This is a genomic window from Lentzea californiensis, assembly GCF_024648825.1.
GTDB classification, from domain to species: domain Bacteria; phylum Actinomycetota; class Actinomycetes; order Mycobacteriales; family Pseudonocardiaceae; genus Lentzea; species Lentzea californiensis.
Genome location: NZ_JANBBE010000007.1, coordinates 414,392 through 434,378, shown reverse-complemented (window position 1 = coordinate 434,378; position 19,987 = coordinate 414,392). Strand labels below are relative to the sequence as shown.

22 protein-coding genes are annotated in these 19,987 nt (G+C 70.8%); 12 read left to right on the top strand and 10 right to left on the bottom strand.

Going from position 1 to position 19,987, the window contains the following annotated elements:
* The first annotated feature begins 83 nt into the window (after positions 1-83).
* Entirely contained in the window at positions 84-947 is an 864-nt protein-coding gene (locus LX88_RS26505) for an EamA family transporter (RefSeq protein ID WP_258950506.1), read from the top strand.
* Here LX88_RS26505 and LX88_RS26500 read toward each other — a convergent pair.
* Positions 850-1,737: a LysR family transcriptional regulator gene (locus LX88_RS26500; protein ID WP_258950505.1), complete on the bottom strand. Its 888-nt coding sequence runs from the start codon at positions 1,735-1,737 to the stop codon at positions 850-852. The two genes, LX88_RS26505 and LX88_RS26500, sit on opposite strands and share 98 nt — an antisense overlap.
* An 80-nt stretch (positions 1,738-1,817) precedes the next feature.
* Here LX88_RS26500 and LX88_RS26495 point away from each other — a divergent pair, with 80 nt between their 5' ends.
* Complete coding sequence (locus tag LX88_RS26495; protein ID WP_258950504.1) at positions 1,818-2,420, top strand: hypothetical protein; 603 nt, start codon at positions 1,818-1,820, stop codon at positions 2,418-2,420.
* Positions 2,417-3,088: a fibronectin type III domain-containing protein gene (locus LX88_RS26490; RefSeq protein ID WP_258950503.1), complete on the top strand. Its 672-nt coding sequence runs from the start codon at positions 2,417-2,419 to the stop codon at positions 3,086-3,088. The genes LX88_RS26495 and LX88_RS26490 overlap by 4 nt, the downstream gene beginning before the upstream one ends.
* A 178-nt stretch (positions 3,089-3,266) precedes the next feature.
* Here LX88_RS26490 and LX88_RS26485 read toward each other — a convergent pair whose 3' ends face one another.
* Positions 3,267-3,911 (bottom strand): hypothetical protein, encoded by a 645-nt coding sequence (locus tag LX88_RS26485; protein ID WP_258950502.1) that lies wholly within the window; start codon positions 3,909-3,911, stop codon positions 3,267-3,269.
* Between the two features lie 188 nt (positions 3,912-4,099).
* Between LX88_RS26485 and LX88_RS26480 the strand changes: the two genes are divergently transcribed.
* Genes LX88_RS26480 through LX88_RS26465 form a run of 4 tightly spaced genes read left to right on the top strand, consistent with a single transcriptional unit; the run spans position 4,100 to position 10,336 of the window.
* Entirely contained in the window at positions 4,100-6,262 is a 2,163-nt protein-coding gene (locus LX88_RS26480; RefSeq protein ID WP_258950501.1) for an NHL repeat-containing protein, read from the top strand.
* The gene (locus LX88_RS26475) at positions 6,259-7,224 is read left to right on the top strand and encodes an AAA family ATPase (RefSeq protein WP_090068804.1); all 966 of its coding nucleotides are present in this window, start codon (positions 6,259-6,261) and stop codon (positions 7,222-7,224) included. Before LX88_RS26480 ends, LX88_RS26475 begins: the two co-directional genes overlap by 4 nt.
* Positions 7,225-7,232: 8 nt before the next feature.
* Positions 7,233-8,327 (top strand): DUF58 domain-containing protein, encoded by a 1,095-nt coding sequence (locus LX88_RS26470; RefSeq protein WP_258950500.1) that lies wholly within the window; start codon positions 7,233-7,235, stop codon positions 8,325-8,327.
* On the top strand, positions 8,324-10,336 hold the full coding sequence (locus tag LX88_RS26465; RefSeq protein WP_258950499.1) for a transglutaminase TgpA family protein: 2,013 nt from the start codon (positions 8,324-8,326) through the stop codon (positions 10,334-10,336). The genes LX88_RS26470 and LX88_RS26465 overlap by 4 nt, the downstream gene beginning before the upstream one ends.
* A gap of 4 nt (positions 10,337-10,340) precedes the next feature.
* Here the strand turns inward: LX88_RS26465 and LX88_RS26460 are convergent, their stop codons facing one another.
* The 3 genes from LX88_RS26460 to LX88_RS26450 all read right to left on the bottom strand — a co-directional run bounded on the left by LX88_RS26460 (position 10,341) and on the right by LX88_RS26450 (position 13,226).
* The gene (locus LX88_RS26460; protein ID WP_258950498.1) at positions 10,341-10,799 is read right to left on the bottom strand and encodes a hypothetical protein; all 459 of its coding nucleotides are present in this window, start codon (positions 10,797-10,799) and stop codon (positions 10,341-10,343) included.
* A gap of 161 nt (positions 10,800-10,960) precedes the next feature.
* The gene (locus LX88_RS26455; RefSeq protein WP_258950497.1) at positions 10,961-12,565 is read right to left on the bottom strand and encodes a serine/threonine-protein kinase; all 1,605 of its coding nucleotides are present in this window, start codon (positions 12,563-12,565) and stop codon (positions 10,961-10,963) included.
* Positions 12,566-12,629: 64 nt separating this feature from the next.
* A complete protein-coding gene (locus tag LX88_RS26450) occupies positions 12,630-13,226 on the bottom strand; it encodes a DUF4230 domain-containing protein (protein ID WP_258950496.1) in 597 nt (198 codons plus the stop codon).
* Between the two features lie 143 nt (positions 13,227-13,369).
* On the opposite strand from LX88_RS26450, the gene LX88_RS26445 reads away from it, so the two are divergent.
* The 4 genes from LX88_RS26445 to LX88_RS26430 are packed head-to-tail and all read left to right on the top strand — an operon-like array spanning position 13,370 to position 15,548.
* The gene (locus LX88_RS26445; RefSeq protein WP_258950495.1) at positions 13,370-14,257 is read left to right on the top strand and encodes a proteasome assembly chaperone family protein; all 888 of its coding nucleotides are present in this window, start codon (positions 13,370-13,372) and stop codon (positions 14,255-14,257) included.
* 9 nt (positions 14,258-14,266) lie between these two features.
* Complete coding sequence (locus LX88_RS26440; protein ID WP_090068812.1) at positions 14,267-14,626, top strand: MmcQ/YjbR family DNA-binding protein; 360 nt, start codon at positions 14,267-14,269, stop codon at positions 14,624-14,626.
* Entirely contained in the window at positions 14,599-15,027 is a 429-nt protein-coding gene (locus LX88_RS26435) for a hypothetical protein (RefSeq protein WP_258950494.1), read from the top strand. Before LX88_RS26440 ends, LX88_RS26435 begins: the two co-directional genes overlap by 28 nt.
* Positions 15,027-15,548, top strand: coding sequence for a YciI family protein (locus LX88_RS26430; protein ID WP_258950493.1), 522 nt, complete (start codon positions 15,027-15,029; stop codon positions 15,546-15,548). Before LX88_RS26435 ends, LX88_RS26430 begins: the two co-directional genes overlap by 1 nt.
* A 160-nt stretch (positions 15,549-15,708) precedes the next feature.
* Here the strand turns inward: LX88_RS26430 and LX88_RS26425 are convergent, their stop codons facing one another.
* Genes LX88_RS26425 through LX88_RS26405 form a run of 5 tightly spaced genes read right to left on the bottom strand, consistent with a single transcriptional unit; the run spans position 15,709 to position 19,125 of the window.
* Complete coding sequence (locus LX88_RS26425; protein ID WP_258950492.1) at positions 15,709-16,164, bottom strand: dihydrofolate reductase; 456 nt, start codon at positions 16,162-16,164, stop codon at positions 15,709-15,711.
* The gene (locus tag LX88_RS26420) at positions 16,161-16,958 is read right to left on the bottom strand and encodes a thymidylate synthase (RefSeq protein WP_258950491.1); all 798 of its coding nucleotides are present in this window, start codon (positions 16,956-16,958) and stop codon (positions 16,161-16,163) included. Before LX88_RS26420 ends, LX88_RS26425 begins: the two co-directional genes overlap by 4 nt.
* A 13-nt stretch (positions 16,959-16,971) precedes the next feature.
* Positions 16,972-17,574 carry a nitroreductase family protein gene (locus tag LX88_RS26415; RefSeq protein WP_258950490.1) on the bottom strand — a complete coding sequence of 201 codons (603 nt, stop codon included), beginning with the start codon at positions 17,572-17,574 and terminating at the stop codon, positions 16,972-16,974.
* Complete coding sequence (locus LX88_RS26410) at positions 17,574-18,665, bottom strand: acyl-CoA dehydrogenase family protein (RefSeq protein ID WP_258950489.1); 1,092 nt, start codon at positions 18,663-18,665, stop codon at positions 17,574-17,576. Before LX88_RS26410 ends, LX88_RS26415 begins: the two co-directional genes overlap by 1 nt.
* Before the next feature lie 22 nt (positions 18,666-18,687).
* A complete protein-coding gene (locus tag LX88_RS26405; protein ID WP_090068826.1) occupies positions 18,688-19,125 on the bottom strand; it encodes a MarR family winged helix-turn-helix transcriptional regulator in 438 nt (145 codons plus the stop codon).
* A gap of 83 nt (positions 19,126-19,208) precedes the next feature.
* Here LX88_RS26405 and LX88_RS26400 point away from each other — a divergent pair, with 83 nt between their 5' ends.
* Positions 19,209-19,973 carry an SDR family NAD(P)-dependent oxidoreductase gene (locus tag LX88_RS26400; RefSeq protein WP_090068828.1) on the top strand — a complete coding sequence of 255 codons (765 nt, stop codon included), beginning with the start codon at positions 19,209-19,211 and terminating at the stop codon, positions 19,971-19,973.
* Positions 19,974-19,987 lie beyond the last annotated feature (14 nt).

Below are 19,987 nucleotides of genomic sequence, written 5' to 3'. Positions count from 1 at the left end.
AGTCTAAATGTTCGGAAAAACCGAACGATATCGCTCGCAGACGTTCGCTGTACTGAATGGACCTCGGAACCGAGACTGGGCGCATGGCGGTCTTCCTGGTCCTCGGCTCGGTCATCTTCCTGCAGTTCGGTGCGGCGTTCGCGAGCCAGCTCTTCGGGCAGATCGGCGCACCGGGTGCCACGGCGCTCCGGCTCGGCATCTCGGCGCTGATGCTGGCACTGGTCGCCAGGCCGAAGATCCGCCAGGAGACGATCGTGCTCGGGCTGACGCTGGCCGGCATGAACGGCACGTTCTACCTCGCGCTCGACCGGATCCCGCTCGGCGTGGCGGTCACGATCGAGTTCCTCGGGCCGCTCGGGCTCGCGGCGGTCCTGAGCAGGCGGCCCAGGGACTTCCTGTGGGTCGGACTGGCGCTCGTGGGCATCGTCGTGCTGGGCGTGCGCGAGTACACCGGCGCGAAGCTCGACCTGATCGGTGTGGCGCTCGCGTTGTTCGCGGCCGCGTTCTGGGCCTGCTACGTGCTGGCCGGCCGCAAGGTCGCGACCGCGGGGCTCGGCATCGGCGGTGTCGCCGGGGCCAGCCTGGTCGCGGCCGCGCTCACCCTGCCGTACGGGCTGTCGGCGGCCGGTGCCACGTTGTTCGAACCGAAAATCTTGCTGCTGGGCACCTTCGTGGCGCTGCTGGCGTCCGCGATCCCGTACGCGCTGGAGATCAAGGCGCTCAGGACGCTGGAGGCCGCGACGTTCGGCGTGGTGCTCGCGCTCGAACCCGCCGCGGCGGCGCTCGCCGGGGCGTTGCTGCTCGGCCAGCACCTGAGCCTGGTCTCGCTGGGCGGCATGGCGCTGGTGATCATCGCGGGGGTCGGAGCGGCGCTACGGACAGCGCCAGCGCCTCGCGGAACGCCCGCACAGCGGGATGCTGACCTCGTCCTGCCCGTGCCGCAGTGAACAGCAGCCGGGACATCGGCACCGGCAGCTCGTGCAGGTCGACCGTGATCTCCCGGTCGTACCAGACGAGATCCGGCAGCAACGCGACGGCGAGACCCCGTTCCACGAACCGCAGCTTCACCAGCACGTCGGTGGAGGAGAAGCGCACGTCCGGCTCGAAGCCGTTGTGCCGGCACCAGTTCACGTTGAAGATCCGCTGTGGGAAGCCGCCGGTCTCCATGATCCACGGGTAGGAGCCGATCTCGTCGACCGGCAGTCCACGCGGGACGGCCAGCCGGATCGGGTCCCGGCACAGTTCCCGGTACTCCAGCCCGCTGAGCCTGGCCTCCGGCTGGTCCGGCCACTCCTCCACGAACACGAGGTCGAAGTCCCTGGCGTGCAGGGCGGAAAGCGCTTCCGCAGGGTCGAGCACCTGGAACTCGATGCGCAGCGACGGGTGCTCGTCCCTCATGCGGGCCAGCGTCGCCGGGATCAACGCCAGCGCCGCCGTCTGGAACGTCGCGACCCGCAGCGTGCCGGTGATCTCGTGCAGCGACGCGGCGACCTCCGACTCGGCCTGGTCCAGCCGGGCGAGCACCTCTTCGGTGTGCCGCACCAGGATCTCGGCCTGCGGGGTGAGCTTCACCCGCCGCCCGACCGGCTCGAGCAGGGGCACCCCGACCTCGGTCTCCAGCAGCGAGAGCTGCTGCGACACCGACGACGGGCTGTAGTTCAACGCCTGCGCGACAGCGGCGAGCGTCCCCCTTTGGGAGAGCTCTCGCAGCAGTCGCAGCCGATGGAGGTCGAACATCCGATCATTATCGGCTACGCTCCCGCTACCGCCCCCTGAGAGAACGTGCTGTCCTCAGCACGTTTTGAGGAGGTATCGGTATGTCCAAACGACTCCGCAGCGTCGCGGGGATCGCGCTGGCGACCGGTCTGCTCGTGTCGGTCACACCGGCACGGGCTCAGGTCGAGACGGGTCCGTGGACCAGCTACTCGCCGTCGTTCACCGTTCAGGAACGCGGCTGCGGCACCGTCAGCAACCTGACTTTCCAGCTCACCTGCTCCACCGCGAGCGGTGACCAGCGTGCCGAGCGGCGTTACGCCACTTACACCGGCGGCACGCGCCAGTTCGAGGGGAGCTTCCGGATCACGAGTCTCGGCGGCACCCGCATCAGTCTCAAGCAGACGTTCCGGGAGGCCCCCAGCGCGGGACCGTTCTGGATGCTCGCCGTGGAACGCGGCGGCCGGCTGTACGCCGTGCACGGTGGTGCGACCATCGCCACCGGCGCGACCGTGGGTGCGACCGTGCGCGTGAACACCGTGCACAACACGGCCACGGAACACCGCACGTACATCAACGGCTCGCGTGCGCACACCTACGCGAGTTCGGGTACGAGCTTCTACGACAAGTTCGGCGCGTACAGGACCTCCAGCGGCCAAGGCCCCGCCACGGTCACCTGGAGCAACGTCCGGTTCTGGCGCAAGTGATCCGACGCCCGGCTGTGGTACTCCTGCTGTTCCTGGCTGCCTGTGGCCAGGAACAGCAGGACCCCGTGCTGAAGTCCGAGCTGACCTCGCCGGTCGACGTGACGCTGCACTGGCGTCCGGAGGCGGGGTCGGCCGGGCAGGTCGTGGAGTACGCGAACACCCGGGACGGGGACTACACGATCCTGGAGTTCGCCACACCGGCGAAGAACACCTACGAGCACCCGGACCTGATCCCGGAAACCGAGTTCTACTACCGGGTCCGGCCGTACAGCGGACCCGCTTCGGCCACTGTGGACGTCACGTTGCCCCTGGGTGACGAGGTGCCGGAGATCGAAGGGCCGGACTGGACCGCGCCGGTCGAGACCGGCGGGGGCGGGGCGCCTGTCGCCTCACCCGAGGCGGCTGCGGCGGATCTGAAGGCGGAGGTGAAACACGCCAACGGGATCCTGTTCACCTGGCGGGACCGGGCGTCGGACGAGGACGGCTACCTGATCGAGGTCAGGCCCGCGGGCGCGGCGGACTACCGCGTCGCCGTGCAACTCGACCCGGACACCACCTCGTACGGGGTGATCACACTTCCAGACGAGAAAACCGCGACCTATCGGGTGCGGGCGTTCCGGTTCGGGTCACCGTCGAACCTGACGCGTCAGACGACGGGAAAGGCCTGAGGGCCTGTCTGGCACTCCACGCGCTCGCGGTGAGGAGCAACGCCGCGAGCGCGTAGGGCCAGGTCGTTCTCTCCGTGACGGCCAGTGCGGCGTTGATCGCGGCGAGCAGGCCGAACACGCTGGTCAGGAGCCACCAGGTCAGCCGGTCCTCGTGAAAGTCGGTCGTCATTCGGGTGGGCTACCCGTTGTCGTCCTCTTTCACACCTTCTTCCTCTTCTTTTTTCTCGCCGCGGCGGCGCATGAACGAGAAGCCGGGGATGCCGAGGATCGCCTGGCGCATGTCGCTCGTGACCTCGAGCAGCTGGTGCACCTCGGGTCCGACCTTGTCCAGGGTCGCGAGGATCGGCAGGATGTCGCTGATCAGGTGCTCCGTCAGCACCGGCAGCTCGTCGACCAGCTTGATCGCGGCCTCGACCTCGTGCGGGGAGAGCTCGTCCACGAACCGCTTCGCCAGCGGCTGGGCCTGCTTGGCGAGCGGCTCGTACATGTCGATCAGCTCGTTGGCCGTGTTCGCGGTGTGGCCGGCCGACGTGACGACCAGCCCGGCCCGTTCGGCGACGTCGCTCGCGCTCGCCGTGATCGCGCGGACCTCGTCGACGGCCTTCTCCGCGTCCGCCACGACGTTGGCCGTGCGGTCCACCAGCGTGCCGGCCCTCGCGACGATGCCGTCGACGGAGTCGATCGTGCCGTTGACCTTGCGGACGAGCTGTTCGACCTCGCCGAGCAGGCTCAGCACGCGGGCCGGAACGGCCGCGACGGCCACCGTCGTGCCGAGGGCGGTGTCGAGCGCCTGCTTGGCAAGTCCCATGCCGGGGATCTCCATGCGTCCACTCTGCCTTACGCGTTGGTCGGGTTGGGGGAACGCCATTCGGTTTTCGAAACTGTCAGGCCTCGCCATCAGTGTTCCTGATGTCTGCCAGCCGGCTGACCGGGCGAACCGGGAACCATGCGCCGCCCGAAGTTGTCAGAGCCGGGGGTTAGCATGCCCGGCGGGCGAGGGGAGGGCGCGTTATGTCTTGGTGGCACCGGATCAGACGCATTATCTCCGGTGGAGGGCGGGAGTCGGCGAGTTTCGTCGCGGCTCTGCTGGGTGTTCTGGTGCTCGCGGGCGCCGCGCTCGGGCAGGGCATCTCCCGCACGTCGGTCGCGGTGTCGGACGGGCTCACCTGGCTCGGCGACGACCAGCGCGGTGAGGTCGTGCAGATCAACCCCGGTTCGGGCAAGCCGCAGACGCGGTTGCAGATCAGCGGCCCCGACTCGCAGCTGGAGATCGCGCAGGAGGACGGCCGGCTGATCGTCCTGAACCGGCGCACCGGCGAGATCACCGTCATCGACCTGGCCACCCTGCTCGCCTCCGGCCGCCGGCAGGCGCCGCCCGGTGCGGCGAGCAAGGTGCTGGTGGCGAACGGGATGGTGTTCGTCGTCGACCGCGCGACCGGCACCGTGCACACCGCCGACCCGCTCACGCTGGCCGACGTCGGGCAGACCTGGCAGGCCGGTCAGCCCCTCGCCGACGCCGTCGTGGACGAGCGCGGCGTGCTGTGGCTGGTCGACCACGGCGGCACGTTGCGGTCGCTCGACTGGTCGGACGACGAGGAGCGGTTCGAGGAGCGCTCGAAGCGCCAGGTCACCGGCGCCGGGCCCCGCACCGTCCTCGTGCCGCACGACCAGGGCGTCACGCTCATCGGTCTCGACGGCGGTGTCGTCGTGCGCGACGGCACGGGGCAGGACGTCGACTCGTCGACCGACCGCTCCGACGCCGAGGTGATCGCCGCGCAGTCCTCGCCGACCGACCTGGTGCCCGCGTCGGTGCCCTCGTCCTCGGTCGTCGTGCTGGTCGTCGGCCGTGACGTCCTGCGCGTCGACGTCGGTGCGATGGGCTGCCCGAAGCCGGGGCGGCCCGCGGTGTTCCGCGACAAGGTCTACGTGCCCTGCAAGGGCTCCGGCAAGGTCATCATCCTCGACCGGGGTGGCAGCCGCGGTGGCGACGACGTCCGCACGTCCGGTGGCGCCGACCCCGAGCTCGTGTTCGACGACGGCCGGTTGTTCGTGAACGTGCCGGGCTCGTCCACCGGCGTCCTGGTCGACGCGGACGGCGCGACGCGCTCGCTGACGATCCGCAGCCCCGAACTCCCGGTGAAGGACCCGGACCGCTCGCCGCCGCCGTCCGTGCCGCCGCCCCCGCCGCCGAACCCGAACGAGCCGCAGAAGCCGCCGCGCAACAACGGCAACGGGAACGGGCCGACGACCGAGGTCTCCCCGCCCCCGACGACTCCTTCCGCGCCGCCCTCCACCGGCGGCACGGCTCCGGCCGCACCCGCCGGGGTGACGGTGCGGGAGAAGTCGCGCAGTACGTCGGCTCTCGTCGTGACGGTGAGCTGGACCGCGGCCGCGTCGGCCGATCCGGTCGTGGGTTACACCGTCGCGGGCTCCGGTTCGTTCAGCGGTGGCTCGGTGTCGGCGCAGTCGGCCGGTACCTCCACCGATCTCTCGGTGCCGTGCGCGGGTTCCACGTTCTGCACGAGCGGAAGGCTCGACGTGACGGTGCGCGCCTCGACGGCGTCGACGGCCGGTGCCGCGGGCATGGCCGCGTTCACGGTGGTACCGCCGCCCCCGAACAACCCGCCGCCCAACAATCCGCCGCCGACCACGACCACCACGCCTCCGCCGCCGCCTCCTCCTCCGCCGGTCACGACGACGACCACACCTCCGCCCCCGCCGCCTCCTCCACCGCCGCCGCCGCCCTCGCTGCCGAGCGCGGGTGCCGTGGTGATCTCGTCGATCTCGGGTCTGCGCACGAACCCGACCCGCCGGGTCACCCTGGCGCCGCCCGCCGACTGGGCGAGCCACAACGGCCGCTGCGAGGTCGTGAACAAGACGTACGGGTACTCGGTCGGAATCCCGTGCAGCGCGACGTCGGCGTCCATCGACGTGGACGAGGGCAGCAACGCGATCGTGGTGCGGGCCTTCGCCGCCTCCGGAGCAGGCCAGGTCGACTCGGCGCAGAAGAACACGACCTTCACCTACGACGAGTGCGCGGGCAAGCCGAACTGCATCCCGCGGATGGCTCCTGCCGGAGTGGAGACCGCGCCGATGGGCGCGGGCGGACTGGGTCTGCTGGCGTGCGCGTTCCTGCTGCGCATCGGTGTGCGTCGTGGAGAAGAGGAAAAGTGATCGACACCGGTGAGGTCTCGGCCTTCCGCGACCTGCACACGCGCCTCGCGGACGCGGTCGAGAGCGCCGTGCGCGGCAAGCGCGACGTCGTCGACCTCGTGCTGGTGGCTATGTTCGCGGGTGGTCACGTGCTGCTCGAGGACGTGCCCGGCACGGGGAAGACGACGCTGGCGCGTGCCGTCGCGGGCGCGCTGGGCGGGGTGTCGCGGCGCGTGCAGTTCACGCCCGACCTGCTGCCGTCCGACGTCACGGGCACCTCGGTCTACGACCCGCAGACGGGCCAGATCCGGTTCCGGCCCGGTCCCGTGTTCGCGAACATCGTGCTGGCCGACGAGATCAACCGCGCGGCGGCCAAGACGCAGTCCGCGCTGCTCGAGGTCATGGAGGAGCGGACCGTCACGATCGACGGCGTCGGGCACGCGGTGCCCGACCCGTTCCTCGTGGTGGCCACGCAGAACCCGATCGACCTCGACGGCACGTACCGGCTGCCCGAGGCGCAGCTCGACCGCTTCATGCTGCGCACCTCCATCGGCTACCCGTCGGTGGAGGACGAGCTGGACGTGTTGCGTCCCGGCAGCGGCGCGGGCCGGATCGCCGACGTGCGCACGGTGTCGTCGCCGCGGGAGATCAGCGCGTTCAGCGGACGGCTGCAGCTGCTGCACGTCGCCGACCCGATCCTGCAGTACATCTCGGAGCTGGGCACGGGTACCCGCACCGACGAACGGCTGCGGCTCGGCACCTCGACGCGTGGCCTGCGGACGCTCGTGCGCTGCGCACAGGTGTACGCGGCGTCGAAGGGGCGGCACTTCGTGGTGCCGCAGGACGTGCAGGACATCGCGGACCCGGTGCTCGCACACCGGCTGGTGCTGACGCGCGAGAGCGTCTTGTCGGGCGTCACGACGTCCGAGGTGCTGGCCGACGTGCTCTCGCGCGTGGCCGTGCCCAAGCCCGCGACGCAATGAGACTCACCGTGCGCGGCACCGGAACCGCGGTGCTGGGCCTGCTGATGCTCGGTGTCGGTCTGGGGTGGCGGTACGCGGGCATGGCGGCGTTCGGACTGGCGCTGACCGCGCTGGTCGTCGCCTCGATCGTCTCCGTGCTGGTCGCGTCGCCGCTGTCGGTCTCGCGCACGGTCCGCCCGCGCACGGTGCCCCGGCTGGCGCGGTGCGGCGGCAGGCTGGAGCTGTCGTCCACCGGGCGCTGGCCGGTGGCGCTGGACGCCGTCGACGTGGTCGCGGGCTCGCCGATGGACGTCGGCGTGCCGTTGCTGGCACCCGGCGCGGTCGAGGCCGTCGACTACGTGATCCCGACCGAACGCCGCGGTGTGTTCGACGTGGGGCCGTTGACGTTGCGCCGCAAGGGTTTGGCTGGTCTGGCGCAGGCGCGCACCGTGCTGGGCGAGGTCGTCCAGGTGCGGGTGGTCCCGCGCGTGCTGCCGGTCCGCGGTCTGCCCTCCGGTGCCCGCCGGGGCCAGGTCGGCGCCGACGAACGCGTCGAGCGCGGCGGCACCGACCTGGTGGGGCTGCGGGAGTACGTGCCCGGTGACGACCTGAGGCGCCTGCACTGGGCGACGTCCGCGCGCACCGGCACGCTCATGATCCGCGAGGACGCCGACCCGGCCCGGCCGCACCTGGCCGTGCTGCTGGACGACAGCGCGTCCTCCTACGCGGAGGAACAACGCTTCGAGGAGGCCGTCGAGGTGGCGGCGTCGCTCGTCACGGCGGCCCTGGAACAGGGGCACCCGGTGCGGCTGCTGACGTCGTCGGGCGGCACCGACATCGAGGAGCAGCAGGACTCGGCGCCGATCCTGTCGGCGCTGGCGGACCTGGAGCTGCGGGACGTCGACGGCCGGCCGACCGTGCCGGTGCGCGACCTCGACGTGGTGGCCGTGGTCAGCGGGACCTCGGTGCCGGCACTGGTGCTGGAGGCGGGACGCGCCGCGTTCGGCGTCGTGCTGGTGGTGGACGAGAAGCGGCCGGTGACGGCCGCCGGGTCGGTGCTGGTGGTCAGCGGGGCGCGGGCGGAGGACCTGGTCGACTCGTGGAACGCGGTGGTGGCGCGGTGAACGGCTCCCTGCTGAAGTACGGCTGGGTCACCGCCGTCCTGCTCGTCGGCGCGCTCCAGCTCTCCCAGGCCTGGGACGGCGCCACCGTCTACTTCGGACTGGCCGCGCTCGCCGGGTTCGCCGCCCTGCCGCTGAAGCGGATCGTCCCGGGTGGACTCGCCGCCCTCGCGGTCATGGTGCTCGCGCTGACGGGCGGCTTCTTCCTCGCCCGCGGCGCGTCCCCGGACCGCGATCCCACGTGGGTGCTGCTCGACACCGTGCCGAGGCTGCTCACGGCGGCCCGTCCCGCGCCCGCGACACCCGAACTGCTCGTGCCCGGCCTGCTGCTGATCATCGGCGTCTCCACCGGCATGGTGCTCTCGGTGACCAAGCGCGGCACGGCGTTGTTCGTGCCGGCGCTCGGCGTGGCCACCCTGTACGTGTCGGCGGCGTTGCTCACCACCGGCCGCGCGGACCGGTACGGCCTCGTCGCACTCACGCTGGTCGTGGTGCTGGCACTGGGCTGGCTGATCATCGACCGGCGCGGGCCCGTGGTGCCCCCGGCGGTGCTCGCCACGGCCCTGGCCACACTCACGTTGCTCGCTTTCGTGTTGCCTTCCAACGGTTTCGAGCCGCGCAAGCTCGTCACGCCGCCGATCACCGACATCGCCATCTCGAACCCGCTGCCGCAGCTCGCCTCGTGGGCGGCGCAGGGGGACGCGGAGCTGTTCCGGATGCGCGGTCCCGAGGTGCCGGTGCGGCTGGTGACGCTGAGCCGGTACTCGGGCGCGTCGTGGGAGGCGGCCTCGACGTACGGGCCGCTGGGCGTGGTCGACGCGCCGGACCTGCCGACCGGCGGGAAGTTCCAGGACGCCAGCGTCGACCTGCGGATCACCGGGCTGCAGGGGGAGTGGCTGCCGGGCGTCGGCAAGCCGCAGGCGGTGTCGCTGAGCGACGCCATGGTCGATCCGGACACCGGCTCGCTGGTCGTGGCCGAAGGGCTGAAGGCCGGGCTGAGCTACACGGTGCGCGGCGTCGTCGAGACCCCGGCCGACACGGATCTCGCCGAGGCCCAGGTCCCCGCCGCCGCGACGAAGTACACGGCGTTGCCGCGGTTGCCGTTCACGCTGGCCGAGTACGCGCGGCAGGCGACGCAGAACGCGCGCACGCCGTACGAGAAGGCCGTGGCGCTGGAACAGGTCGTGCGGCTCAACCGCAGGCCGGACGCGGAAGCGCCGGTCGGCTCGTCCTACGCGCGGCTGGAGACGTTCCTGTTCGGCGCGGCGGGCGAGTCCGGTGCGGGGGCGGGGACGGCGGAGCAGTTTGCTTCGGCGTACGCGGTGCTCGCGCGCTCGGTCGGGTTGCCGACGCGGGTCGTGGTCGGGTTCCAGCCGGTGCCGGAGCAGAACGGTGAGCGCATCGTGCGGGCCGCGGACGCCACCGCGTGGCCGGAGGTCTACTTCAGCGGGTGGGGCTGGGTCGCGTTCGATCCCGTGTCCGGCAACGGAAGCGGGCCGAGCGCCGCCTCGAAGCGCGAGGTGCTGAACCGGCTCGCGTCGACCACCGCGAAGCCGGCGCCGACCTCGCTCGCGTCGGTGCCGCCGCTGGTGCAGCCGACCGCGGTCCGCGACGACCGGGCCGCCGCGCCGCAGGCGCCGAAGGGGTTCCCGTTCTGGGCGTTCACACCGTTGCTGGTGCTCGCCGCGCTGTTCGTGGCACGCACTTCGCGTCGTGTCAGGCTGCGTGCGGCCGGCCCGGTGGGAGCGTGGAACGAGGTGCTCGACTCGTTGCAACTCGCCGGGCTGCGGCCGAAGCCGAGCCGCACCGTGCCGGACGTCGGGGGCGAGTGGGGCGAAGCGGGCGCACGGCTGGCGGTCCTGGTCGACCAGGCCGCGTTCGCACCGTCGCCGGTCCAGCAGGAGAACAGCTGGCGGCTGGCCCGGCAGGTGAAGAAAGCGGTGCGGCGCAAGGCTTCCTGGTGGCGCAAGGTCGTGTGGGCGATCGACCCGCGGCCGTTGTTCCGGCGCTGACGGATCAGCGGACCACCTGTGCGGGGATGCAGTTCTTCCCGGTCACCTTGAACAGCGCCTCGCACAGCGCGGGCGCCGTGTCCGAGGGGAACGGGCCGAGCCAGATGAACTGCGTGAACCGCGAGTCCTCCGGAACGATGACCGGGCACACGTCGTCGCGTCTGCTCAGCAGCGCGGTTTGGCCGCGCAGAGCGGGGTTCGCGCTCTCACGGTGCCGCACCCACATCGTCTCGTAGTCCAGCAGCACCCTGACCTCCGACTGCGCCATCGCGCCCTCCAGCGAGTGCAGCACGAGGACGGACGAGCCCGGATCGCACGGCATGTCCGTGTATTCGAGCTGATCGGGCACAGCGGGCGACGGGATGGTGTCACCGGTGTTCTGAGGGGACTTCGACTGCAGGTTGCCGCCGATCAGCATCCCGATGCCGATGCCGACGACGAGCGGAACGGCCGCCCATACCACGAGTGTCCGGCGCTTTCGTCCACGAGCGAACATCGGTGGGCCGGCATAACGAGCGCTCTGCACCGGGGGACCGTACGCCAGTTCGTGCGCCCGCAACAACATCCGTCCGGAACTAGTGGTGCGACCCGGCCCATTCGCTCGGCAACGTCCGGGCCGCACCACTAGTTCCTGTTGGCACAGACCTTTGCGGAGCTGCCGCGTTCGCCGTGGGAGCCGAGGGCCGCGATCTGGAAGCAACGCCGGTCGCCACCACCGTCCTCGATGACGTGCTCGGTGCCTCCACCGGTCACCGTGATCACCGCGTACGGTTTGGCGCCGGTCACGTCCACCACCACGAACTGGGCCTGGCCGTCGCTCGGATCGGTCCACTCCAGCTCGATCGCCTTGCCGCGGTACTCGGCGCGCTTGAGGACCGGGACGAACTTCGGGTCGGTGTTCGGCGACGGTCCCGCGTCCGCGGAGTCCGAAGTCGGCACGGGCGGTGTCGTTGTCGTCACGGGTGGTTGAGCCTGCTGACCGCCGCCGTCCCGGTTGAGGAAGATGCCCGCGGCCAGGCCGCCCGTCACCGCGATCACGGCCAGCAACGCGAGCACACCGCCGCGCTTGCTCTTGCGGACCGGTGCCGTCATCGGTTCGACCGGAGGAAGTTCCACGCTCGGCAGCACCGCGACCGGAACAGGCCGCGGAGGCGGTGGCGGGACCAGGTCGTGCTGCCGGTACGTCAGGTCTTCGAGCCTGCCCTGCCACGAGTCGTCGCGCTCGGGCTCGGGTTCCGGTTCTGGTTCCGGTTCGGGCTTGAACCCGCGAGGACCGAAACCGGGCGCCTCGGTCGGGCCCTCCGGGTAGAAGTCGGGGCGTTCGCCCAGCATCGCCGTCGCGTCCGGGTCCACAGTGGACAGCGCGGTGCCGGAGTTCGCCGCCATCAGCGCGTCGCGCAACTCCAGTGCCGAACCGAAGCGCTCCGCCCTGTCCTTGCGCAGGCAGCGGCCGATCACGGCGACCAGCCACGCCGGCACGTCGAACCGGGTGAGTGGCCGGGGTTCACCGTTGCTGACGCGGCCGACGTAGGACAGCAGCGTGTCCTCGTCCGGGTTGTCCGAGGCGAACGGCGGCTTGCCCTCGAGTAGCGTGAACAGCGTCGAGCCGAGCGACCAGACGTCGTCGGCGAACGACGGGGTGGCGCCCTCCAGCATCTGCGGGGCGGCGTGCCGGTAGCTGACCATCTGCAGTGACGCGGAATGCCCCGCGTCGGCGCCGCGGGCGATGCCGAAGTCGGCCAGCACGTACGAGGTCGGGAGCACCAGGACGTTCTGCGGTTTCACGTCCCGGTGCAGGATGCCCTGGCCGTGCGCGAACGCCAGCGCGTCCGCCACCGCGATGCCCGCCGCCACCACGTCCTGCACGGGCAGCGGGCCCATGGCGCGCAAACGGTCGTGCAGCGAGCCTCGTTCGTAGAACTCCATGACGATGCACGGGCGGCCGTCCGGCAGCGTGCCCGTGTCGAGCACCGTGACGATGTGCGGGTGCTGGCGGCCCAGTTCGACGGTGATCGCCAGTTCGCGGCGGAAGCGCGCGACCGTGGCCGGGTCCGTCACCTGCAGCACCTTGACCGCGACGTCCCTGCCCAGGCCGTCCTGGCGGGCGCGGTGGATCGTGCCCTCGCCGCCCTGCGCGATCACGCGGAAGGCGCTGAAACCGGGCAACGCGATCTCAGGCGCCTGCGCGGCGTCCCGCGCGGGCGCCCAGGCCATCAGATCGTCTTCCACCGGCGGATCCTATCCCGGAGCGAGTGGGTCACCGCTGGACGTTCGCAGGGATCGGCCAGGAGGTTCAGTCGGTGCTCACCTTCACCTGGAACCCCAGTGACTGCAACATTCCCGTCAACATCACACGGGTGTTGTCCTCGGCCCGCTTGAGGATCTCCGACTTCTGCGCGGCCTCGCTGAGCTTGGCCTCCGCCGCGACGTAGAACCGTTGCTGGTCGGGCGGTCCGGCGAGGGCCTGCAGGTCGTTGATCAGGCCGCGTTCCTGGCTGAAGACGTACGACCTGTCGTGGTGCAGGTTCGGTTTGTCGAGCTGCGGCTTCGGCACGCGCAGCTCGACGGTCTTGCCGTCCGGCGACAGGACCAGCCCGTCGTCCTTCAGCGTGCCCAGGTCCACGAAGGCGTTGACGGACCCCGCCGCGACGAACAGCGTGCGCTCGCCCGCCAGCGCGGCCGGCACCCACTTGACGTCGTTCTCGATGTCCAGCACGACCTGGAACTCGCCCGCCGCGGCGTGGTACTGGCTCATGTCCCGCACCGACTTGAGCATCGCGGGCTGGCTGCGGTCGATCGATTCGTCACCGAAAGGTTTCATCTGCCCGAAGGCGAACACCGCCGCCCCGAGGAGAATGAGGACGGCCGCGACCAATGCTCCACGCGTCACCCAGCGCCTATACACCGTGTTGGAGTACCCGTGAGGTGATGCGCGCACACGGGCCGTATGGGCTAATCGACCCGTGCGGAATCAGTTCCGCGTGCACGTGGTTGGCTTGGACGAGACGAGAGCGATTGATCAGGAGGCGTGCGGTGGACCCGGAGAACCTGTACGAGGTGGACTCGGAGGTCCCGGACCTCACGGGTGCGGTGCTGCTGCACCACTTCGAGGGCTTCATGGACGCCGGCGCCGCGGGCCGTCTGCTCACCGAACACCTGCTGGAGACGCTGGAGAGCCGCGTCGTCGCGCGTTTCGACGTCGACGGCCTGATCGACTACCGCTCGCGCCGCCCGCTGATGACCTACGCGACCGACCACTGGGAGGACTACGCCGCCCCCGAACTGGTCGTGCACCTGCTCTGGGACAGCGCGGGCCACCCGTTCCTGCTGCTCACCGGCCCGGAGCCGGACCGCCGCTGGGAGGCGTTCATCCAGGCCGTGCGTTCTCTCATCGACCGTTGGGGCGTGCGTCTGACGATGGGCTTCCACGGCATCCCGATGGGCGTGCCGCACACACGGCCGTTGAACGTCATCGGCCACGCCACGCGCCCCGAGCTGGTCTCGGAGTACCAGCCCTTCTTCAACCGCGTGCAGGTGCCGGGCAACGTCTCCGGCCTGCTGGAGTTCCGCCTCGGCCAGGCGGGCCACGACGCGATGGGCTTCGCCGCCCAGGTGCCGCACTACCTGGCGCAGTCGCAGTACCCGACCGCCGCCGTGACCCTGCTCGACGCCCTGGCCCGCGCCACCGGCCTGGCGCTGCCCATCGGCGGCCTGGCCGACGCCGCCCAGGCCGCCGACGCCGAGATCCACCGCCAGGTCGCGGAGTCGGAGGAGGTCGCCCAGGTCGTGGAGGCGCTCGAGCGGCAGTACGACGCGTTCATCCAGACTGTCGGCAACACCGACCTCCCCAGCGCGGACGAACTGGGCGCCGAGTTCGAACGGTTCCTGGCCGAGCAGCAGCGTCCGCCGGACCACCTGTAGGAGCTTGTGATGGCCACCTGGGACGACGTGCACAGGATCGCCACCTCCATGCCCGACGTGACGGAGCGGGTGCGGGAGGGCGTCGTCGACTGGAGGGTCGAGGACAAGCTGTTCGTCTGGGAACGGCCGCTGCGCAAGACGGACCTGTCGGCGCTGGGCGCCGCGGCACCGTCCGGACCGATCCTGGCGGCCCGCGTGCCGGATCTGGGCGCCAAGGAGGCGTTGCTGGCCTCGGACCACTCGGTCTACTTCACGACACCGCACTTCCACGGGTATCCGGCGATCCTGGTGCGGCTGGAACACATCGAGGTGGGGGAATTGGAAGAGTTGATCGTGGAGGCATGGCACGCCAGGGCACGGCGCCGGTGACGCTGACGAAGTGGATCCGCGAGGTCGCGGACGAGCCGTTGCTGCTGAAAGGCGATCTCCTCGCCCAGGCGGAGGAGAACACCTGGGCGCTGGGCAGGGCCCGCGGGGAGACACCCGTGGCGGCGGAGGTGGTCGCCGCGTTCGAGGAGACCGCGCGACGGCTCGGCGAGCGCGTGACCGCGATGGAGCGGACAGCGACCTTCTACGTCTGGTTCGACGCGCAGGCGGGGCACTTGAAGTGCTCGACGAGCTCGGCGAAGAAGGACGCGCTGCCGTTCGACGTCAAGGTCGATCCGGACGCGACGCTCGCGGCCGTCGTCGGCGGTTACCTGGCCGGCGCCTCGCCGGGAACGGGCGAGGACGTCGTCCTTCCCGTGTGGACCGCCGAGGTCGGGCTCTAGTGGAGTTCCTCTGCTACCACCGGGATCGGCCCGGTTCGACGCCGCTGCGCTCGCGGCTGATCGAGGAGCACTGGGCCTACATGGACGGGTTCTCGCTCATCGCCCGCGGCCCGACGTTCCTGGACGGCGTGCTCACCGGAAGCGTGCACGTCGTCGACGTGCCGGACGCGGCGGCGGCCCGTGCGTTCGCGTTCGAGGAGCCCGTCTACCAGGCCGGCGGCTACCGGGACGTGCTGGTGCGCCGGTGGCGCAACGTGCTCGGGCGCACCATGTGGGACTTCGCCGGAGGCCGTGAAGGCGGAGGGCACCTCGTGCTCGGCTTCGGGGCGGGGGAGGCCGCCGACCTCGTGCCGGCGCGGCCCGAGGAGCTGATCGCTTACGGGCCGTTGCTGTCCGACGACGGCGCCGCGTGGCTGGGCACGGCGGCGCTGGTCAGGACGGCCGACCCGGCGGCGGTGCTGACTCACGACCGCTACGACGCGGTCGAGGTGCACGAGTGGGAGTTCGGCGGCCGGCGCTAGGGCGTGTATCGAAGTCTGGTCCGCGATAGCCGGGCCCGAGGCGGCCCCTGGCGGCACGGCCGGACGACCCACGTACAACAGCGGTATGCGGGCCGTCCGGCCGCACCACCAGGAACCACCTCAAGTGCGACTCTCATCGAACCAGACTTCGATACACGCCCTAGTAGCTGACGAACCGGTAGTGCAGGCCGCTGCTCGACTCCAGCCACTCGCCGACGCCGACCGGCTCACGATCCACGGCGGGGGCGAACGTGTCGCCCTCGAACGACTCGCGGATCTCGGTCACCTCGACGCGGTCGGCGAACGGCAGCGTCGCCGCGTACACCGCCGACCCGCCCATCACCCACAGGTCACCGGTGACGTCCGCCAGAGCCTTCTCCAGGCTGTCGAACGTCTCCGCGCCTTCCCGGGGAGTGCGCGACAGCACCAGGTTGCGGCGGCCCGGCAGCGGGCGGAAACGCGGCGGCAGCGACTCCCAGGTGCGGCGTCCCATGAGGACGGCCGAGCCCGCGGTGATCTCGCGGAAGTGCTTCATGTCCTCGGGGATGCGCCAGGGGATGGCGTTGTCGCGGCCGATCACGCCGTTCGCGGACTGCGCCCAGATCAGGCCGATCACACCGCCACCGGAGCCTTGATGCCGGGATGCGGGTCGTAGCCCTCGATCGTGAAGTCCTCGTACTCGTAGTCGAACAGGGACGCCGCCGGGGCCATCTTCAGCGCGGGGAACTCGCGTGCGTCACGGCTGAGCTGCAGCTCGACCTGCTCGACGTGGTTGTCGTAGATGTGGCAGTCGCCGCCGGTCCAGATGAAGTCGCCGACGCCGAGGCCCGTCTGCGCCGCGATCATGTGCGTCAGCAGCGCGTAGGAGGCGATGTTGAACGGCACGCCGAGGAACAGGTCCGCGCTGCGCTGGTAGAGCTGGCAGGAGAGCTTGCCGTCCGCCACGTAGAACTGGAAGAACGCGTGGCACGGCGGCAGCGCCATCTGCGCGATCTCGCCGACGTTCCAGGCGGAGACGATGATCCGGCGCGAGTCCGGGTTCGTCCGCAAGGTCTTCAGCGCCTCGGCGATCTGGTCGACGTGCCCGCCGTCCGGGGTGGGCCACGAGCGCCACTGCACGCCGTAGACCGGGCCGAGCTCGCCTTCGGGCGACGCCCACTCGTCCCAGATGGACACACCGTGCTCCTGCAACCACTTCACGTTGCTGTCGCCCCGAAGGAACCACAGCAGCTCGTACGCGATCGACTTGAAGTGCACGCGCTTCGTCGTGATCAGCGGGAAGCCCGCGGCGAGCGGGTAGCGCAGCTGGTGGCCGAAGATGGACCGCGTGCCGGTGCCGGTGCGGTCCTCCTTGCGCACGCCCTCTTTCAGGACGTGGCGGAGCAGGTCTTCGTACTGCGTGTCGGGCATGGAAGCACCCTAACTAACTCCAGCGGTCGAACGACGTCACCTCCGCCACGTCGCGCCGCACGGCCACGGCGAACTTCTCCGCGGGGTGTCCGAGCGGCACCATCGCGGCGATCTCCCACCGGTCCGGCACGCCGAGCAGCTCCAGCGCCTCGGCGTGGTGCACCCTGATGACCGTGGTCAGCGTGGTGCCGAGCCCCAGCGCGCGGGCGGCCAGGCAGAAGTTCTGCACGGCCGGGTAGACCGACGCGTGCACCGGTCCGATGTCGATGCCCTCGACCAGCGACGGCAGGCGGGGCATGAGGAAGAACACGATCACCGGCACGGAGGCCAGGGTGTCGGCGAGGTGGTTCGCGGACCGGCCGATCCGCAGGCCGGCGGCGTCGGTGCGTTCGGGTGCCGCCTCGGAGTAGCGGGTGAACGCGCTGCGGTAGAGCCTGCCCAGTTCGGCGCGCACGTCCGGATCGGTGACGACCAGGTACCGCGTGGGCTGGACGTTGCCGCCGGACGGCCCCTGCTGGGCCGCGCGCAGGCACGTCCACACGTCGTCCTCGGCGACGGGCTCGCCGGTGAAGCGGCGGATCGCCCGCGTGGTCATGATCGCTTCGAGGGCGTCCATCAGAACCTCGTCATGTCCGGGCCGAGCCCCAGCTTGAGCATCGAGTACGTCTCCAGCATCCGGCGCGACACCACCGTGTGCTGGGCGGCCACGTGCGCGTCGCGCAGGCAGCGTTGCAGGGCGGACGACTCGAACACCGAGCTGCCGCCGCCCGCCGCGAACGCCTTCTGCGTCACGTCCGCGGCCTCACCGGAGGCGAACGAGCAGGCCAGCCGCAGCCGTGCCTTCACCGGGTCCGGCGTGGCCTCGCCGTTCAGCGCGTGGTCCCAGGCCGCGCTCAGCGCGTCGTGCAGGAACGCCGTCGCGGACGACAGCCGGGCCTCCATCAGCGCGAGCTCGACCTGCACGCCGGTCTGCTCGGCGAGGCGGGTCGCCGCGTACTGCGGGGTCTTCTCGACGGCCAGCGCCTCGATCTCGTCGATCGCGCGGCGGGCGACGCCTAGGCACACGGACGCGACGCCCACGGCCAGGAAGCTGAAGTACGGGAACACCGTGATCGGGCCCTCGATGCCGGGCGTGCCGCCGATCGGCCACACCGCGCGCCTGGACGGCAAGAAGGCGTCCGTGAGAGAGAACTCGTGCGAACTGGTCGCACGCAGGCCGGCGGCATGCCACGTGTCGTGGATCGTCACGTCCGAACGCGGATACACGGCGAGACGCGGACCAATTGGCGTGAAGGTGCCGCCGATGACCCACGACGCGTGGGTGACAGCGCTGCCCCAGCCCCAACGGCCGGTGACGCGGTAACCGCCGTCGGTCTCCACGGCCTTGCCCAACGGCGCCGCGGTGCCCGCGATCAACGCGCGCGGGTCGCCGAACACCTCGTCGGCGGCCTCCACCGGCAGGTACCAGGCCAGGGACGACGAGATCGTGGTCGTCATCGCGGTCCAGCCGGTCGAGGCGTCCGCTCGCGACAGCTCCTGGACCTCCCGGCACCACTGCGGCAGGCCGAGTTCGGCGCCGCCGTAGCGCTTCGGGGCGATCAGGCGGTGCACGCCGTGGTCGACGAGCGCGGTCAGCACCGGTTCGGTGAGGGCGCGCTGCTGCTCGGCCAACGGCGCCTCGGCGCGGATCAGGGCGTGGAGATCCATGCGCGTGATCTTGCTCCAGCGGCTACAGCTTGGCGAGCGCCTCAACGAGTGGCTTGAGCTCCGGGACGTCCCCGGCTTCCGACAGCGACTCGGAGAGCACCTCGTCGTGCGTGGGACGGGCGAGCGCGAGCAGCTCGTGGCCCTTCCCGGTGACCTCGGTGTAGATGCCGCGCCGGTCGGTCGGGCAGAGGTAGCGCGCGAGCAGGCCCCGGTCCTCCAGGCGGGTGACCAGGCGCGTCGTGGCCGACTGGCTGAGCACCACGGCGTTGGAGAGCTGGTTCATCCGAAGGTGGAAGCCGTCCTGGCGGTTGAGGACGTCCAGAACGGTGTACTCGCTGACGGAGAGGGAGTGCGCCTTCTGCAGCGCCCTCTCGAGACGGTCCTCGATGCGCGCGTGCAGCGCCGCGAGTGTGCGCCAGCCCTGTGCGCGTGCCTGGACGGCGTCGTCGTCCAGTGACATAGGTCAACCTCTCTCGAATAGACAGCGTCTGCAACTATTGCGTACGCTTGTAATCGTCTTCAGCAAGTCTACCGGGGAGAGACATGGATCTGTCGGGACGCACGGCACTTGTGACGGGCTCCACCGCGGGCATCGGCTTCGCCTCGGCGGAGAGCCTGCTCAAGGCGGGTGCCACCGTCGTCATCACCGGCCGCACCGAGGAGCGGGTGGCCGAGGCGGTCGGCAAGCTCAGCGCCGGCGGTGACGTGCGCGGCGTCGCGGCGGACCTCGCGACCGCCGAGGGCGCGGCCGACCTGGTCGCCCAGGTGCCGGACGTGGACGTGCTGGTCAACAACCTGGGGATCTACGGCGCGAAGCCGGTCTTCGAGATCGACGACGCCGAGTGGCAGCGCTACTTCGACACCAACATCATGTCCGGCGTCCGGCTGGCCCGGCACTACACGCCGCGCATGGTCGAGCGCGGCTGGGGCCGGGTGATCTTCGTGAGCAGCGAGTCCGGCGTCTTCACGCCCACCGAGATGGTCCATTACGGCATGACGAAGACCGCGCAGATCGCGATCTCGCGGGGCATGGCCCAGGAGGTCAAGGGCACCGGCGTCACCGTGAACTCGGTGCTGCCCGGCCCGACGCTGACGCCCGGCGTCGAGGAGTTCATCCGCGAGCGCGTCGGCGAGGGCGGCGAGGCCGAGTTCGTCCGCACCGAGCGCCCGACGTTGCTGCTGGGCCGCCTGATCCGCCCGCACGAGGTCGCGAACCTCATCACCTACGTCGCGTCGGACCTGTCGTCCGCGACGACCGGAGCCGCGTTGCGCGTCGACGGCGGCACCGCACCGACGCTCATTCCCTGACCACAGTGAGGATT